This window comes from Peribacillus sp. NPDC097895 (assembly GCF_050277555.1).
In the GTDB taxonomy this organism is placed as follows: domain Bacteria; phylum Bacillota; class Bacilli; order Bacillales; family DSM-1321; genus Peribacillus.
In genome coordinates, this window is record NZ_JBNNSH010000001.1 from 460,693 (window position 1) to 478,243 (window position 17,551).

The 17,551-nt window shown below is 38.8% G+C and carries 15 protein-coding genes; 8 read left to right on the forward strand and 7 right to left on the reverse strand.

Annotated features, from left to right (window positions below; all coding sequences use genetic code 11):
• Positions 1 to 4: 4 nt before the first annotated feature.
• Both phnW and phnX read left to right on the forward strand, forming a co-directional pair.
• Entirely contained in the window at positions 5 to 1,099 is a 1,095-nt protein-coding gene (gene phnW, locus ACQKMH_RS02150; protein WP_427585867.1) for a 2-aminoethylphosphonate--pyruvate transaminase, read from the forward strand.
• Positions 1,096 to 1,911 (forward strand): phosphonoacetaldehyde hydrolase, encoded by an 816-nt coding sequence (gene phnX / locus ACQKMH_RS02155; protein ID WP_427585868.1) that lies wholly within the window; start codon positions 1,096 to 1,098, stop codon positions 1,909 to 1,911. The genes phnW and phnX overlap by 4 nt, the downstream gene beginning before the upstream one ends.
• Positions 1,912 to 2,110: 199 nt before the next feature.
• On the opposite strand, the gene ACQKMH_RS02160 is transcribed toward phnX, so the two are convergent.
• Both ACQKMH_RS02160 and ACQKMH_RS02165 read right to left on the reverse strand, forming a co-directional pair.
• A complete protein-coding gene (locus ACQKMH_RS02160) occupies positions 2,111 to 3,466 on the reverse strand; it encodes an APC family permease (RefSeq protein ID WP_427585869.1) in 1,356 nt (451 codons plus the stop codon).
• A 350-nt stretch (positions 3,467 to 3,816) separates the two neighbouring features.
• Positions 3,817 to 4,938: an alanine dehydrogenase gene (locus ACQKMH_RS02165; RefSeq protein ID WP_427585870.1), complete on the reverse strand. Its 1,122-nt coding sequence runs from the start codon at positions 4,936 to 4,938 to the stop codon at positions 3,817 to 3,819.
• 435 nt (positions 4,939 to 5,373) lie between these two features.
• On the opposite strand from ACQKMH_RS02165, the gene ACQKMH_RS02170 reads away from it, so the two are divergent.
• Positions 5,374 to 6,999, forward strand: coding sequence for a PucR family transcriptional regulator (locus ACQKMH_RS02170; RefSeq protein ID WP_427585871.1), 1,626 nt, complete (start codon positions 5,374 to 5,376; stop codon positions 6,997 to 6,999).
• A gap of 326 nt (positions 7,000 to 7,325) precedes the next feature.
• Positions 7,326 to 8,390 carry an NAD(P)/FAD-dependent oxidoreductase gene (locus ACQKMH_RS02175; RefSeq protein WP_427585872.1) on the forward strand — a complete coding sequence of 355 codons (1,065 nt, stop codon included), beginning with the start codon at positions 7,326 to 7,328 and terminating at the stop codon, positions 8,388 to 8,390.
• A gap of 51 nt (positions 8,391 to 8,441) precedes the next feature.
• Here ACQKMH_RS02175 and ACQKMH_RS02180 read toward each other — a convergent pair whose 3' ends face one another.
• The 4 genes from ACQKMH_RS02180 to ACQKMH_RS02195 all read right to left on the reverse strand — a co-directional run bounded on the left by ACQKMH_RS02180 (position 8,442) and on the right by ACQKMH_RS02195 (position 12,930).
• Positions 8,442 to 10,388 (reverse strand): FtsX-like permease family protein, encoded by a 1,947-nt coding sequence (locus ACQKMH_RS02180; RefSeq protein ID WP_427585873.1) that lies wholly within the window; start codon positions 10,386 to 10,388, stop codon positions 8,442 to 8,444.
• On the reverse strand, positions 10,378 to 11,139 hold the full coding sequence (locus ACQKMH_RS02185) for an ABC transporter ATP-binding protein (RefSeq protein ID WP_342602618.1): 762 nt from the start codon (positions 11,137 to 11,139) through the stop codon (positions 10,378 to 10,380). Before ACQKMH_RS02185 ends, ACQKMH_RS02180 begins: the two co-directional genes overlap by 11 nt.
• Before the next feature lie 100 nt (positions 11,140 to 11,239).
• Complete coding sequence (locus ACQKMH_RS02190) at positions 11,240 to 12,244, reverse strand: sensor histidine kinase (protein ID WP_427585874.1); 1,005 nt, start codon at positions 12,242 to 12,244, stop codon at positions 11,240 to 11,242.
• Positions 12,241 to 12,930, reverse strand: a complete 690-nt coding sequence (locus ACQKMH_RS02195; protein WP_214771334.1) for a response regulator transcription factor — start codon at positions 12,928 to 12,930, stop codon at positions 12,241 to 12,243. The genes ACQKMH_RS02190 and ACQKMH_RS02195 overlap by 4 nt, the downstream gene beginning before the upstream one ends.
• Before the next feature lie 157 nt (positions 12,931 to 13,087).
• Between ACQKMH_RS02195 and ACQKMH_RS02200 the strand changes: the two genes are divergently transcribed.
• Complete coding sequence (locus tag ACQKMH_RS02200; RefSeq protein WP_427585875.1) at positions 13,088 to 13,426, forward strand: zinc ribbon domain-containing protein YjdM; 339 nt, start codon at positions 13,088 to 13,090, stop codon at positions 13,424 to 13,426.
• A 76-nt stretch (positions 13,427 to 13,502) separates the two neighbouring features.
• Here the strand turns inward: ACQKMH_RS02200 and guaC are convergent, their stop codons facing one another.
• Positions 13,503 to 14,486 (reverse strand): GMP reductase, encoded by a 984-nt coding sequence (gene guaC / locus ACQKMH_RS02205; RefSeq protein WP_427585876.1) that lies wholly within the window; start codon positions 14,484 to 14,486, stop codon positions 13,503 to 13,505.
• A gap of 538 nt (positions 14,487 to 15,024) precedes the next feature.
• Between guaC and ACQKMH_RS02210 the strand changes: the two genes are divergently transcribed.
• The 3 genes from ACQKMH_RS02210 (at position 15,025) to phnG (ending at position 17,539) form a co-directional block, all read left to right on the forward strand.
• The gene (locus ACQKMH_RS02210; RefSeq protein ID WP_427585877.1) at positions 15,025 to 15,882 is read left to right on the forward strand and encodes a PHP domain-containing protein; all 858 of its coding nucleotides are present in this window, start codon (positions 15,025 to 15,027) and stop codon (positions 15,880 to 15,882) included.
• 249 nt (positions 15,883 to 16,131) lie between these two features.
• Positions 16,132 to 16,833, forward strand: a complete 702-nt coding sequence (locus ACQKMH_RS02215; RefSeq protein WP_427585878.1) for a GntR family transcriptional regulator — start codon at positions 16,132 to 16,134, stop codon at positions 16,831 to 16,833.
• A 280-nt stretch (positions 16,834 to 17,113) separates the two neighbouring features.
• Entirely contained in the window at positions 17,114 to 17,539 is a 426-nt protein-coding gene (gene phnG, locus ACQKMH_RS02220) for a phosphonate C-P lyase system protein PhnG (RefSeq protein ID WP_427585879.1), read from the forward strand.
• The last annotated feature ends 12 nt before the right edge of the window (positions 17,540 to 17,551 follow it).

The following is a 17,551-nucleotide window of genomic DNA, read 5'->3' on the forward strand; positions in this document are numbered from 1 at the left end:
GAATATGAATACCTATAAACTTTTAACGCCTGGACCATTGACCACTACTAGTACGGTGAAACAGGAAATGCTTGTTGACCGGTGTACGTGGGAAAATGATTATAAAGAAATTACACAAAAAATCAGATCCCAGCTTCTTGAGCTGGCATATGCAGCAAACGGAGAGTATACGGCTGTACTTATGCAGGGAAGCGGCTCGTTTGTTGTAGAATCTGTGTTGACGACAGCACTTTCAAAATCCAATAAAGTGCTGATCATAACGAATGGCGCATATGGAAAACGGATTGTGAAAATGGCGGAGTGCATCGGACTGAATCATGTGGAATATGGCGTTGAATACAATGAATTTCCGAAAGAAGCTGAAATCCGGAACATTTTACTGGATGATAGTGACATCACCCATATTGCAATGGTTCATTGTGAAACGACGACAGGGATTTTAAATCCGATAGAAATGGTTTCGAAGATATCAAAGGAACAAGGGAAAACCTTGATCATTGATGCGATGAGCAGCTTTGGCGGAGTTGACATAAATGTGCCTGAACTCGGAATTGATTATTTGATCAGCAGTGCAAATAAATGCATTCAAGGAATACCTGGCTTTGGTTTTGTCATTGCAAAGCTTGAAAAATTGTTGGCCTGTGAAGGCAATGCCCGCAGTTTGTCCCTGGATTTATATGATCAGTGGAAAGAGATGGACAAGGATGGGAAATGGCGTTTCACATCCCCAACACACGTAGTGGCCGCGTTTGCTAAAGCGTTGGAAGAATTAACGGAAGAAGGCGGCATTCCAGCCAGATTCGCCCGCTATAAAAATAATAATGATAGGCTGAGGGAGTGGATGGGTAAATTAGGCATTCATGCATACATATCCACTGAAAAGCAATCGCCCATCATCACAACTTTCCTTTTTCCTAATGAAACATTTGATTTTGAGGAATTCTACAATTTTATCAAAGTGAGGGGCTACGTAATCTATCCCGGAAAGCTGACTGACATAGATACATTCCGTATCGGCAATATTGGTGAAATCCATGAAGAAGATATCGAGAAACTTGGCAGGATCGTAGAAAAATATATGAAAGTGGTGTCAGTATGAATAAGGTAGAGGGAATCATTTTGGATTGGGCTGGAACGGCTGTGGATTTTGGATGTTTTGCGCCAGTGAATGTTTTTGTGGATATTTTTAAGAATGCTGGACTGGAAGTGACGATGGAGGAAGCCAGAGCTCCGATGGGCATGCTGAAAATCGACCATATTCGTGCGATGCTGACCATGCCAAGGATATCTTCTTTATGGAAAGAGGAATATGGAAGGTCATTCAATGAAGAAGACGTTGAAAAACTGTATGCCGAATTCGAACCTGCACTAATGATGTCATTGGCGGATTATACAGATCCCATTCCAGGGGTTATCGAGACAGTGGAAGCATTAAGAAATCGCGGCCTGAAGATTGGGTCGACAACGGGTTATACGGATACCATGATGGATGTTGTCGTTTCAAATGCGTTGAAAAAAGGGTATCAGCCAGATTTTCATGTAACCCCAGATGCAACCCATTCGATTGGAAGACCCTATCCTTACATGATTTATCGTAATATGGAAGAATTGAAGTTATCGGCATCATGGAAGGTTGTGAAGGTAGGGGATACCATTTCCGATATGCAAGAGGGAGTGAATGCAGGGGTATGGTCCGTCGGAGTCATTGTCGGAAGCTCTGAAATGGGGTTGAGTTTGAATGAGTATACGAGTCTATCAGAATTTGATAAAGAAATTGTGATCTCCAAAACTGCAAACTCTTTTATGCAAAATGGGGCTGATTTTACGATTAAAACGATGAGTGAACTTCCCGATATTATCGAAAGAATTAATAGTCTTATTTCAGATGGTAAGAGACCTCGTACAAACTAAACAGTAATTATAGTAAAAAAAGTGTAGCATATACTCTATTCTTGATTGAGAAAGAATAGAGTATATGCTGCATCTTTTTTATTTGTCGGCTGTGTGAAAAGGGGTGTAGGGGACTTCATCGACCTAGAGGTTTCCACCATTTCAAGTGACAATTATTACGTCTAAGATGTTTTTCATCTTTCTTATAAACTTCGTGACTTTATTTTAAATCTACACCATAATTTTCTTCGATTTTCAATACTGGTGGCTGTTTTTTTAGTCCTTTTGTCAATACAAGTAAATAAATGAAGCCGATTATTAACCAACTTACTCCAAGTACTTTTGAGTGCGCATCCAGATTCACAAGGAGCAAAATATCAAGAGCAGCTCCAATAATGGGAACAAATAAATATAAGACAGTTCCTTTTACCGAACGTTCTCTATTTCTAATATAATAATGAGCAATTACTGAAATATTAACACAAGTGTACGCAAGAAATGCCCCGAAATTAATAAATGATGCTACAAGATCTAAACTTAAAAATAAGGCAAGCAAAGAGACAAAACTAATGATCAGTATATTATTTACGGGTGTTCTATATTTCGGATGCAGGGTGCCAAAGAACTTTTCAGGAAACTGTCCGTCTCGCCCCATCGTATAGAGGACTCGTGATGCACTTGCCTGGGAAGACATGGCACTACCCAATACAGCTAATGCGTAAAGCGCAAGATATATTGAGTACATCGCCTTTCCACCAACAAGTTTAATAATTTCGTAGGCAGCCGAATCGGGATTATTAAATGTGTTATACTCTGGCCATACAAGATACGAGAAATATGAAACACTTGTAAAGATTAAACCACCACCAAGAGTAATTAAAATAACAGCTCGGGGAATTGTTTTCTTAGGGTTCACTGTCTCTTCCGCAAACGCTGTAACTGATTCAAACCCAAGGAAACAAAAGCATAATAATGCTGCTCCAGCTATTGTATAAGAAAAGGGTTCTTTCGAATTATAGAATGGCTCAAGAGATAAAAGAGTTGCCGTGCTTTCTCCCGTGAAAATTTCCTTAATAGAAAAACCTATAAAGATAAGGATAAAAAGAAACGCAAAAATCGTTATGAATGCGTTTACATTTGTGGCGATCTTCAATCCTTTAATATTAATAAAAGTGACGAGCAGCAGCATACCTGCAATCCAGATGTAACTTGGAATTGTAGGAAAGGCAGCTGAGAAAAAAATACCAAATACTAAATAATTCACCATTGGCATAAATAAATAATCCATTAAGATCACCCATCCGACAAGAAATCCAACAGAGGGATTGAGCGATTTTTGCGTATAAACATAGGCAGAACCGGAAGATGGAAACGCAATTGCCATTTTCCCATAACTGTAAGCAGTAAACATCATTACCACTAGAGCAACCATCATTGCCCCCGGAACCGTACCGTGGGAAATATTGGCCGCAATACCATATGTAGTAAAAGCTGTGGTTAACCCCATAAATGAAAAACCAAACAATACAACTGGAATGAGTGTCAGTGTTCTATCCGTTTTCCTTATATTTGACATGTAAAATACTCTCCTCTTTTACCTGATTTAACCTTTTGTAAGAAATAGGAACAATATTATTACTTCCATGGCTTTTTTAATACGGTGGGTTTCTAGAAATCATAAAAAGGTCAGAAAGATGCTAGGGAGCCTACTTTGATTTATCCATGAATTTGATGTCTTATTTCCCCATTCCTCGTAAGGAATTCCGTCTGCAGAATAACAAAGATAATTCCTGTAAAAATCTTCTCGCTGGCATCTTTACTGACTCCTGAAATTTCTTTAGTAGCGACTTGTTCAATAACGTGTATACTGATTTCTAATCAATAGAAATGAAACGTAGAATATGAGATAACTCTAAAGACGCTTTATTATTTTGACAATAGTAACTCATTTTTTATATCTGTATAAGGCATGTTATGATTGATCCCAACTTCGTGATGAACAATTTCACCGTTCAAAGTGCTGATACAATTTCTTACTATTACATCATTTTCTACAACCTCTTTCAAACCATTATTCGCAATGTTCATAATATATGGGCCGGTTGTCATCAACATCATGTTTGTCGAGGTTTGAGGACATAGTGCCGGCATATTCGGGACACAGTAATGTAGGACTTCTTGTTCGTAGTAAACTGGATCCTCTAAAGTCGTATAACGTGAGGTTTCAATTATACCCGTTCCTGCAATATCAATAATCATAGAATGGGGTTTCATCTTACTGACCATCTCTCGTGTTATGATAGGTTCGGTTACCCCTGGCAGCGGATAAATTGTATTAATTAAAACATCACTTTGAATAAGTTCTTCGAACATTATATCTTTATCCCAACACAAAATGTCCACCTGTGGCAACTGATTGTTCAAATAATCGATGCGTTTCATTGATGCTTCCATGATTGTTACATTCAATCCAAGGCCCACAGCAACTTGCGCAGTATTGAGTCCAGCATTGCCACCACCAAGTATGAATACTTTGCTCGACGGTAAACCTGCCAGTTTCCGGAGAAGTATTCCTTTTCCACCATAACCATATTGAGCATATTTGACTGCTTCAAGCATTGCTAATGTTCCTGCAATTTCACTCATTGGTTTAATCGTAGGTCTTGTCCCATCAGGTAAAACGATTAATTCCATTGATATTGAAATAGCTTTTTTATCTAGTAAGGCCTGTGTCATCTCATGATTTACATCTTCCGCCAAATGAAACCATGCCATTATCATTTGATTTTCTTTAAGAAGGCCGTATTCATAGGGTTGAAGTTCCTTCACCTTAACAACAAATTCTGCCTTCTCATAAATTTCGTCAATCGTGTTTACTATTTTTGCTCCAGCCAAAATATATTTCTCGTCACAAAAACCACTAGCTTCACCTGCCATGCTTTGTATTAGTACTTCATGACCGAAAGATGTTAATTTTTTTACCCATGATGGATTTAATCCCACTCTAGTCTCTGCGGTTTTTAATTCTTTAGGAACCCCTACTATCATTGTTCATTCTCCTTTTTAATTGCATTTAATTTATTGAACATTCTAAAATCTTACAGGGAAATGATAACCCTTTCATTAGACACGAGGTTAAATGTATAGTAGTTTTTTTTTAACCAAGCACTTTTGGTCATCTTGAACTTTTATGAATACAGCATGGGTGAAAAAGTGATAATTTTTCCATTGTATATCTAATGCTTTGGTCGTTTTAAGTTTTAGTACTCCACCGTTCATGCATACATATAACTGATGAAAAATGGTGTAAATGGATACCATTATGAAAGATTCTCAGGTTGATTAAGGTATTTCATCAAAGCACGTAAAAGAACATTATTGGGGGTTAAACAGAGATAGGAATCCATATTTTATGGGCTTAGACTTTCTAGTATAGTTATAATAAAATGATACAGCTAGAAATTATTAAATGAGGAGGTACACATGCTTACAGTACAAGATGTTCTTAAGCGCTCACTCTTTTCAAAAACGGAGGTAGTTGCGGGGGCAAACGGGTTGCACCGTCAAGTCAAATGGACACATGTCCTTGAAATTCCGTTTTTTGATGATACCATCTTTCAGGGAGGGGAACTGATACTCTCCACCGGATTTGGGTTTGAATGGAGAGACTCCTCTAATACTTCATTTTTGTTAAATCTTATCGAACGCAACGCCTCATGTTTATGTATAGAACTTGGACACTACTTCGAAAAGGTCCCTAATGAAATGATCGAGATGGCAAATGAGTATAACTTTCCGATTATTATTTTCAAAGAATTCATAAATTTCGTTGAAATAGCACAGGATCTACATTCGTTTATCATTAATGTTCATCATGAGAAGTTGGTTACATTAGATTCGATATCAAGAGAGTTCCATTCATTGTCACTCACTACTCATGGGTTATCAAATATTTTAAAGTTGTTGCAACAGAAGACAGAGGCACCAATTATCTATCTTCCTATAGAAGGAACACCTTTTTCGATTCCAGGATTGAAAAATGAATTTATGGAGCAGCTACTTCAAACCATTTATGATGATAAAGAACACTGGCATGACCGGATTACAAATGATTCGCCCGTTGAATGGAAGGCATTAAACCATACTATTCTACTCCAACCGATCGGAGCAATGGATCAAATCTGGGCATACCTTGTTATGGTTTTAGATCGTGAATCGGATGAATTTGATTTCCTAATCCTTGATCGTGCTTCCCTAGCAATCTCACAAGACTTACTGCGCAAACATTATTTGGATGAAAAACGATTACGTTTAGAATCTACATGGCTAAATGATTTACTATATAGACGCATCAATAATGAGGAACAAGCAAGGGGATTTATTTCGTTAAAATCTAAGCGCGCTTCTATACATTATCGAGTTGCAATCGTTGATATCGAAGATGCTCTTCATCCGTCTTCATTAAGTTTATCGGATGAAGAAAATGAATCTGCTATTTATCATTATTCTTTAAAAATTCGATCTGGGTTTGCAAAATATTCTTTTACACCCTATATCACCTCAATAAGAAATCAGATTATTGTATTAGCTATTGATCTCGGAACTGCCGATTCTTCTAAGGCACGCTTCTTGAAAGTGATCGATGCCTTGCTATATGTTAAAGAAGGTGAATCTAGCCAAATCCGTATAGGCATTGGGCGACAATACCAGTTACTTTTGGATGCTCATACTGGGTATCGAGAAGCGCAGTTAGCTTTAAATTATCGTGCGTTTTCAACAAGTGCCTTTTACGAAGACCTTGGCATCTTTCGGTTGATACACTTAATTCAGCATGATCAAGATACAGCCCATTTTATTGAGGACTATCTCTCTCCTTTAATAACCTATGATAAGGAATATGGAACGGAATTGCTTCTGACTTTAGCAAAATACTTTGAGCTTGATCGATCAAAGAAGCTTACTGCTCAAAAATTACATGTTGTAAGACAAACACTCTATCATCGGCTGGAAAAAATAAAAAAGATTCTTGATTTTGATTTTGATATGCCAGAGAACAGATTAAACGTTGAAATGGCATTGAAAGCATATCAACTCATACAACAAGTGTGAGTTCCTACGAAGTAGTGATCAACAGCCAACCACGGGCGCATAGGTAACAAGGTTAAGAACGAGGATAAAAATAATTTAACAATAATATTCATTGACGTCCCATACCCTCATTCCATTTTTAACCTACAATTCATTCTAATACTCCATTTATCATTCATACGTTTTTAATGAGTGGTAAGTTTGCGAGATTGGAAATAAAAAAACTCTGTTTATTATTAAAATGAACAGAGTTTTTTAATAAATCCATATTGTAAAAAGTGAGAAAAGAGTGTACGATTAAATGAGAATGATAATCAATCACATTTGATTACCGGGGAGTGGACGTTATGGAACAGCAAGATTTATTTGATGTAACGGTTATTGGGGGAGGGCCAGCGGGCCTTTACTCCACTTTTTATAGCGGACTTAGAGAAATGAAAGTTAAACTGATTGAATACCAGCCACGGCTAGGCGGGAAAATTCATGTCTATCCGGAGAAAATGATTTGGGATGTAGGAGGGCTTACACCCACAACTGGGGAAAAATTAATTGAGCAGCTGGTGGAGCAAGGTTTAACATTCAATCCAACAGTCGTCTTGAATGAAAAAGTGGAATCAATCACACGTAATGAAGAAGGTATCTTCGTTTTACATACCGCCTCAGGGCAAATGCACTTTTCCAAAACGATCATTGTCGCGGTTGGCGGCGGAATTCTGAATCCGCAAAAGTTGGAAATAGACGGAGCTGAAAGGTTTGAAGTCTCTAATTTAAACTATACTGTTAAGTCTTTCAATCGTTTCAAAAATAAGACGGTGATCATTTCAGGCGGCGGGAATTCTGCAATAGACTGGGCAAATGAATTGGAGCCCATCGCCCAAAAGGTGTATCTGACATACAGGAAAGATAGTTTAGCTGGTCATGAATCACAAGCAAGGCAATTGATGGAAAGCTCTGCTGTTTGTTACTTGAATACGACGATTACAAAACTGATCGCCTGCGCTGATCATGAATCAATTGAACATGTTGAACTGACGAATCACGCAACGGGAGAGGTTTCTTACTTGCCAATCGATGAAGTCATCATCAATCATGGTTATGAGCGTGATGCATCACTGCTTCGAAATAGTAAAGTGGATATTGCCATAGTCGACAATTATTATATTGAAGGTACTCCTTCAAGTGAATCCTCGATAGATGGAATATATGCTGCCGGTGATATCTTAAAGCATGAAGGTAAATTGAACCTGATAGCAGGTACTTTTCAAGATGCAGCAAATGCCGTAAATAAGGCAAAGCAATATATCCAGCCTGACGCCCACGGAGTGGGAATGGTTTCCTCCCATAATGAAATCTTTAAAAAGCGCAACAGGGAATTGATCAAGGAAATGATGAAACCGGCTGGGGTACTTTAAAGGAAAAGGAAAAAGCTCCAGGGCCTCATGGGCCCTGGAGCTTTTTAGCACTTATAGAGATTCTTTAATGACCTTCTTGTAATGAAATACGGATAGGATTCCGAAGATCGAATACAATGCCGTGTATAATGCCATAACGATGATCATCGGTGTCCAAACTTCGGTCCCGAATAAGAACCAGCCTGATTGGACTGCGAAATAACTGTGAAGCAGCCCGACGACTAAAGGAATGCCGAAATTGAAAACTTGTTTTGCTTGGATTCCTCTTAGTAAGTCACCTCGAGTGAATCCCAGTTTTCTTAAGATGGTATAATTGGATTTTTCACCTTCACTTTCATCCATTTGTTTGAAATATAGGATACAGCCGGATGTGATGAGGAAGGTTAACCCCAAGAATCCGACGATGAACATGATAAGCCCCATGTTCTTCTTCTGGGTGTTGAACATTTCAAATTGAGAATCATTCACATGTTCTTCTTTAAAACTCATTTTATTGAATAGATCATTTGCTTTTTCAAGTTGAGCTTCATTCTTCACATCAATGCCGATATTAACGGATGAAACTTTTTGGATTTTCGGGTCGACATCCTTTTTCAAACGGTCGAATATCGTTTGGTCTACAATGGCAACGGGCAGTCCGCCACTCGTAAAATAGTAGGACAAGAAGGTATCATCATTCAATCCCATATATGTTTGCGGAATGACTTCGTGTTTGCCCTTCAGTTCAATTTTTCCGGTATCCTTCAAGGACATGACCTTCTCCATCATATTACTGTATCCGCTGAAAAGGGTCTCATCTTCGGCGAGGTTTATGCCTTTAACAGATTCATCACTGATGACGGGAACAGTCATGATGTCGGGATCAAAGTTCACTCCTTCGAGGCTAGTCTCCATAATTTCCTTTACATTGACATCCACTTGAATGACATCGATCACCTTTTCGTCATAATCAATTTTACTGTCGGATAAAGCTTTTTTGAATGTATTCGCATCTCCCTTATCCGTCATCGAAAAATCGGTAGGGATACTGCTTTGTGCCATTTTCTCCGCTGAGTAGTAAGAGATATAGCTTAATGATAATAACCCGATCGCCAGGGCGGAAACGGTCGTGATGATCGTCAATAATATCGCATTCGATTTCATCCGGAACATGATGGATGAAAGGGATAATACTTCATTGATGTTCAAATAGCCATTTTTCTTTTTACGGACGATATTAAAGATGAAGCTTACAGATCCTTTATAGAATAGGTAGGTACCGATGATGACAGTTGCCAAAATGAAAACCATGGCCATAAAAAGCTCGGTCATCTCTGTAAAAGCTCCATCGAATAATTTGGATGAGACGACATAGCCGGCAATGATCAGGATGATTCCGAATATCCCGATGATCATTTCGAACATCGAAACCTTTTTCACTTTTCCTTCCGTCATTGAAGTCACTCTAAATAATGATAGAATGGTCTGCCTTTTAATGAAGGTATAATTCATCAACATGATGAAAAGATAAATGGCGCTAAAAACGAGAATGGTTTGCACAAGCGGCTGAAAAGAAAATTTAAGGGTCGCGATCGCCTGGACACCCATTATTTTAAAAAGTATCATGATGATCAATTTTGAAGCGGCAAACCCTACAAAGATTCCCAGGAATACGGAACAGAAGTACAGGATCAGGTTTTCCACACTCAGAATCCGGAATATCCTGTTCTTGGTCATGCCTATCAATTGGAATAAGCCAATTTCTTTACTGCGTCTTTTTATGAAAATGCTATTGGCATATAAAAGGAATATGGAAACAATCGCAACAAGCAGGATCGACGCAGCCTTGATGGAGGCGGCCCCTTTCACCGTACCCTCCGCTTCATCCAGCGATGGGTCATATTGCAAGGTGACAAAAGCAAAGTAAAGGGAAGCGCTGAAGACCAGGGCAAATACATACAGATAATAGTTCTTCAGATTCTTCTTCAAATTTCGAAAGATGAGTTGATTAATGCTCATTTTGAACCCCTCCCAATACACCTTGTGTTTTCATGATGTCCTTGAAGAAGGTTTGTCTGGTTTCTTCACCTTTATTCAATTGTGTATATATTTGTCCATCTTTAATGAAAATGACTCGGCTGCAATAACTGGCCGCCACTGGATCATGGGTTACCATGATGATGGTCGCTTTGCGCTTTTGATTCATTTCACTCAGTTTGTTCAGTAAATCGGATGCTGATTTGGAGTCAAGCGCCCCAGTCGGTTCATCCGCAAAAATGATGCTTGGATCATGGATGAAAGCCCGTGCTGCAGACGTACGCTGTTTTTGACCCCCGGAAATTTCATTTGGGTATTTATCCTTCACTTCATATATACCTAGTTCTTTCGCCACGTTATCAAACTTTTGTGCCGCTTCATTATTTGGCGTTTTGGTAATGGATAAGGGCAGAAGGATATTTTCTTTGACAGTCAGTGTGTCCAATAAGTTATATTCCTGGAAGATGAAGCCCAGATGGTTCTTCCGGAATTCGGCCAACTTCTTTTCCTTCATCCCTGAAATCACTTTTCCATCAATCGTAATCGTGCCGTTGCTGATTTTATCGATCGAGGAAAGGACATTCAGCAAAGTCGTTTTTCCTGAACCGGATGCACCCATGATACTTACGAATTCACCTTCTTGTATGCTTATATCGAGACCCTTTAATACTTCTTGTTTATTGAATTTATTACCATAGCTTTTATGGATTTTTTTCGCTTCTAATATATTCATTTGGATACACTCCTTTTTTTCTATATCCTCATTATAAAAGGCCATGTATTTCTTTTCCTTCGTTTGGACGAACAAAGAATAAAAGCATGTGACACTTTTGTCACATGCTTGTGATATTCACGAATTCATTTCTTTTTGGGAAGGTCAAGGTAACGGTCGTTCCGGTTCCAAGCTCTGATTTCACGTCAATGGTGATGAATAGGGACTCGGCAGCATTCTTGGTTAAATATAAACCCATGCCAGTTGCCGCAGTGTCACGATGATTTGTCGTGGAAGTAAATCCTTTATCAAATATGCGGAATAAATCCTTTGGATCGATGCCCCGTCCAGAATCCTTCACTTCAAGAACCGTTTGTTCAGCTTGTTCATAGCTATATATCGTGATATCCGAGTTATCACTGTATTTAATGGAGTTGGTCAAGAGCTGCCTCATGATGAAGGCCAGCCATTTGGCATCAGTAAGCACCTCGGTTACATCCAATTGTATGTCAAAGCCGATTCCTTTTTGAATGCACCATGATTGCAGCGTTTTAATCTCATCAAAGATTATTGTTTCCAAATCGTTTTTCTCTATATACAAATCATTTTTGATGAAAGGCATGCGCCTTTGATGGAGCTGCTGATCAAGAAGCAGGTGAATGCGCAGCCACTCATACGTCAAATGGGATTTCAGCAAGTCATCATCCAAGCGGTCAATCATTAAATGCATCGCGGTCAATGGTGTCTTCACTTCATGAATCCAAGATAATAATTCATCCTTCTCCTGCTCTAAAGTCATTTGGCCAATTGATGCGGATTGCTTCAAAATTTCGGTTTGGTTAATGATGCTGTTTTCTATGATTTTTTCGAAAGGGCTTTCCGGTTCGGCTATATTCGTTATATCCAGATTGTCTTCCCGCGCTTCTAAACTTTTATAAAAATATGTTTCTTTTTTATAGCGGAATATCAAAAACATACTGAATATGAGCAATGATAAAAAAACAATATATAGGATTGGCTTTAGCGGAATGGCCGAATCAAGATAAGCGACAAAGATAATGAATAGATGAAGAAGTATGTAGAATGTGATCCAGCTGAACCTTTCCACGAGATATTTTCCAATCATGCATTTGCCTCTTCCACTGCGATATAGCCCTGTCCGACTTTCGTTTCGATAAAATGCCCCAACCCCAGTTCATCCAATCTTTTTCGTAAACGGTTCACGTTTACGGTAAGGGTGTTATCGCTTATGAAACGTTTGTCATCCCATAAGCTGTTGATTAATTCTTCACGGCTTACGATCTTGTTTTTCTGTTCAATGAGCTTTTTTAAGATGAAAATTTCATTTTTCGTCAATTCGATTGTGCCAGTCTCGGCCGATACCGTGTTCTTCTCGTAATCCACAGTTGCGCCGCACCAGGTCTTCAATTCAATCTTTTCAGTATTGTAATTATAGACACGGCGAAGCGTGGCCTGTATTTTTGCGATGAGTACGTCGAAATGAAAGGGCTTCTGGATAAAATCATCAGCGCCAAGCTGCATGGACATCACCATGTCGGTAGGATGATCACGTGATGATAAAAAGATGATGGGAACATTGGAATGGGCCCGGATCATCCTGCACCAATGAAACCCATCGAACTTCGGCAGCTGTATATCAATGATGACCAAATCAGGTTTAATATCCGTGAATTCCTGAACCACTTTACTAAAATCACTAATCCCGTAAATATCATAAGACCATTGCGCCAATCTATCTTTAATTTCATTGAATAACGTCGTATCATCTTCTATCAATAGTAGTTTAAACAATGGATTCACCGTACTTTCCAGCTTTTTCTTAAAAGTATATAGTAAAACCTTTATAGGTTCTAGAGGAAGGGAGGAACTGGAGTTGTAATCGCCTACCGGTTGTATGTAAACCATTATTATATTAAAATTGACAATAACGAATGAAGGAAGTGAATGTATGTCAGATTTTCCTAATTGTCCTGCATGTAATTCAGAATATACTTACGAAGATGGTAGTCTTTTTGTTTGCCCGGAGTGCGCTCATGAGTGGACGACAGAAGTAATAACTGATAATAGTGAACAAAAGTCTATTAAAGATGCAAATGGAAATGCCTTGAACGATGGTGATACTGTTACAATCATCAAAGATCTTAAAGTGAAGGGGAGCTCTTCCGTCTTAAAAATGGGTACAAAAGTCAAAAGTATCCGCTTAGTCGATGGAGATCATGATATCGATTGCAAAATTGATGGTTTTGGTGCTATGAAATTAAAATCCCAATTTGTTAAAAAGGTATAAGTGAACTTAGCCAATACATAAAACAACGGCCTAATCTATTGATTAGGCCGTTGTTTTTTACGAGAATGGACACTCATTAATAAACTTTGTCACCGTTAAAGATCGAATTCTTTACGACCACATAATCCACATTCCGGATGGCTTCTAACTTGTTTCCTCCGGCATATGAAATGGAAGACTGAAGATCTTGTTCCATTTCCTTCAACGTATCTTCCAAAGATCCTTTGTGCTCGACAAACATCTTTTTGCCTTCAACGTTTTTCTTTTCACCTTTTTGGAATTCAGAAGCTGAACCAAAGTATTCTTTAAAGGCCTTTCCATCTTTCTCGATCGTTTGACCTGGAGATTCTTCATGTCCAGCAAATAATGAACCGATCATGACCATGGACGCACCGAATCGAACTGATTTAGCGATATCACCGTTCGTGCGAATGCCGCCGTCAGCTATGATTGGCTTGCTTGCCGCTTTTGCACACCAGCGAAGTGCAGCCAATTGCCAGCCACCCGTTCCAAATCCAGTCTTGATTTTAGTGATGCATACTTTCCCTGGTCCAATCCCTACCTTTGTAGCATCTGCACCGGCATGTTCCAATTCCCGTACCGCTTCCGGAGTTCCCACATTTCCTGCAATGACAAAACTTTCAGGTAAATGTTTTTTAATATGCTGTATCATCTTTATCACGGCATTGGAATGGCCGTGTGCAATATCTATCGTAATATATTCAGGGACAATGTTGTCATTTGATAATTGTTCGATGAATCCGTATTCTTCTTCTTTAACGCCGACACTGATGGATGCGATTAATTCTCGTGAATGCATATCTTTAATGAAAGTCAGGCGTTTTTCTGGCTCAAAGCGATGCATTACATAAAAGTAACCGTTTTCAGCCAAGTAAATGGCAATCTTTTCATCAATGATTGTTTGCATATTGGCAGGTACTACAGGTAACTTGAATGTATGTTTACCCAAAGTAACGGAAGTATCACACTCTGAACGGCTATTTACTACACATTTTGCAGGAATTAATTGAATATCTTCATAATCAAACACGTTTTCCATGTTATGCACCTCTATATACGAATATTTTTGTCTTTTTATATAAAAATTGTTCGCCCACTAGGTAATGTACATCATTTTTGACAGTAAGTCAAAATTTTTAATGGTTTTATTTTGTTTTTATTTCAGATAGATCGAAAATCGATACAGGGAAGGAAACTGAAGGAGACAAATCAACCGAAAAATACTTATGTATTTCAGTTTGTCGACAAAACCGGGTTGCCACTCCAGGCACTCGCTTTCCGCGGGCGTTCTTTGCGCCCCCTTGGATGCGTATTCCTGCAGGAGTATTGTACACCCGTTCCAATCAACTTTAGTTTTAAAACTTAAACCATTTTGTTGACAAAAGGGGGGCGGAAAGGGAGCGGATTTCGGAAATCAACTCGAACGTTTGTATTTCTCTGCAGCCAGAAATACTTATATATTTTCACCAATCTGTTCGACTTTTACACTTTTACGTTTTTTTACATTTTCTTAACGTTGACCGACTTGGCACTAGGTTAGAATGATAATAGGTGACGAATATGAATGGGGGATTGGCATGAAGGTTGAATTACATTGTCATACGAACATTTCGGATGGGTCTAGTTCTTTTGAAGAACTATTGGAGGTTGCGAAAAGGGAGAGCATTGGTCATTTAGCGATTACGAATCACGATACAACGATGGGTTTGCAGGAGATGGTGAAAAAGGGAAAGGATAAAGGAATTGAAATCATCCCTGGAATAGAGGTTTCTGGTTATGATTTTGCAAGAGGCAGGCGTGTACATATTTTGGGCTATTTTGTTGAGCATGGACATAAGGCGCTTGAGGAGCTATGTAATCCATTGATTGAAAAGAGGAATGCAGTTTCTGAAAAAATGGTGGAGCGGCTAATCAATGCAGGATATCAAATAACTTGGGATCAGGTTTCTAAGTTTAGGGGGGGAACTGGTGTTTATAAGCAACATATCATGCTAGCGCTGCGAGAAGCGGGGTATACGAATTCTATCTATGGCGCTTTGTATAAGAAAATCTTCAGTCGCGGCCAAAACGGAGAAGAGCCAGGCATTGCTTTTATTCCTATGGAGTATGTAGATGCTATTCTAGCTGTGAAGGCGATTCGTGCAGCCGGAGGCGTTCCGGTCCTTGCTCATCCTGGACAATACGAGAGCTTTGAAATGATTCCTGATCTTGTAGAAGCAGGGCTTGAAGGGATTGAAGTTCTTCACCCACATCATGGTTATGCAGAAGAGGAAAGGGCGATTCAATATGCAGATCAATATAATCTCATTAAGACAGGAGGTTCAGATTTTCATGGGGAGTATGGAGATCAACCGAATCGGCTTGGCAGTATGAGCCCTGGAACGGAATGTATGGATGCTTTGAAATTAAGGAAAAAAAGCATGGCTATTAAATGATGTTCTTGAAAAAAGGAATTTTGCTGTGAGAGTCGCCTGCTCATATGCTGGATGAGCAATTTGAAAGACTGAGCAAGGCAGGATGGCGTATTGAAAAGATTCATAAAATAAGTATTCTTTTGTTCTGGTAATTGACCAGGACTTTTTTTTTACAAGAAAATCATGGTAGCTTCATATTTTCTCATTACACTGACTTTAACAAGGAAAAATAGTATTAGGCAAATCGAATTGTTTAAAGGGGGATTTCTGTTGGCGGAAAAAAACTTTCTAGTGGATCATTTGATATCTGAAATTAAGAGCGGGACCTTTCAATTGGATAAAAAGTTACCTTCAGAGCATATACTCGCTGATCAATTCAATGTTCCCAGAATGGTTGTCCGGAAGGCATATGAACAGCTTCAAGATTTAGGCTTTATCTATTCAAAGCAAGGTAAGGGAAGTTATGTCCAGGAAAGCAAGAAGCAAATTCCGTTAATTCTATCTGGAGATGTTAGTTTCACAGATAAAATGAAAGAATTCCAGTTTTCCTTTCAAACGAGTACTATTTTTTGCGAAGAAATTTCTTATGATCAGAAGATGTTTCAAAGCCTCGGCGTGGGAAGTGATGACAAGGTCTTTAAAATTGGCAGGCTTAGGTTAATGGATGATTTCCCGATTGCTCTTCATACATCTTTTGTAGCAAAAACAACATTTCCTGAAATAGAAAATGACGGACCTGCTATCACCTCTATGTTTCAATATTATAGGCAGCATGGTTATGTAGAATTCGGATCCAGCAGCAGCACACTGAACGTGATGTTTCCTACTCTTTTCGAACGGGATATCTTGCAGTGTTCAAGTTTAATTCCACTTTTACAAGTGGAATCATTATGCCGGGATAAGAGGAGCAATCAAGTCCTTGAGCACACGGTCATAATCTATAGAAGCGATTGTTTCACATATGTTATATAAAAACTTCCATTCCAGATATCGTTCGAATTCACGAGTAAATTCTCCGAATTCACGAGTAAAAGTACGAAACTCACGAGTAAATGCTCCGAATTCACGAGTAAAAGTACGAAACTCACGAGTAACCCTCGAATTCACGAGTAATAGTACGAAATTTTGAATAGTGTAGACCCGCCTTTAACAAATATCATACAAAGATTTACCCTTTCTTAACGTACGTTCACTTGGCAACAAGATACATTAAAGATGTAGCGAGAAACTAAAACATTTGGAGGCCAATGGAATGAGAAGAAAGGAAAGAACCGAGATTTTGATTCAAGGCTCTGAGGCCATTGCTAAGGAATTTGCCAAGGAAATAGAAATGAAATATAAAGTTACCGTCATTCAAAAGCCAGAGAGTGCCCTTGTCTTGCTAAAGACAAGGGAAACGGCAAAAAAGAGCTTGTTTTATCTTGGGGAAATGCTGGTGACAGAATGCACGGTCCAAATCCAGGATTCAATCGGGATTGGTATCGTGAAGGGACATCGGGAAGAGTTGGCACATCGTTTAGCTATCATTGATGCCGCTTTTCAGGCTGATCTTGGCGAAACAAGATTATGGTCACTTGTTTTAGAAAATGAGAAGAAGAATATACAGAAAAATCTTCAAGAGCTGAATCAATCAATTCTAAGAACCAAGGTTAACTTTGAGACAATGGATGTTCAATAAGGGGGGAAAGCA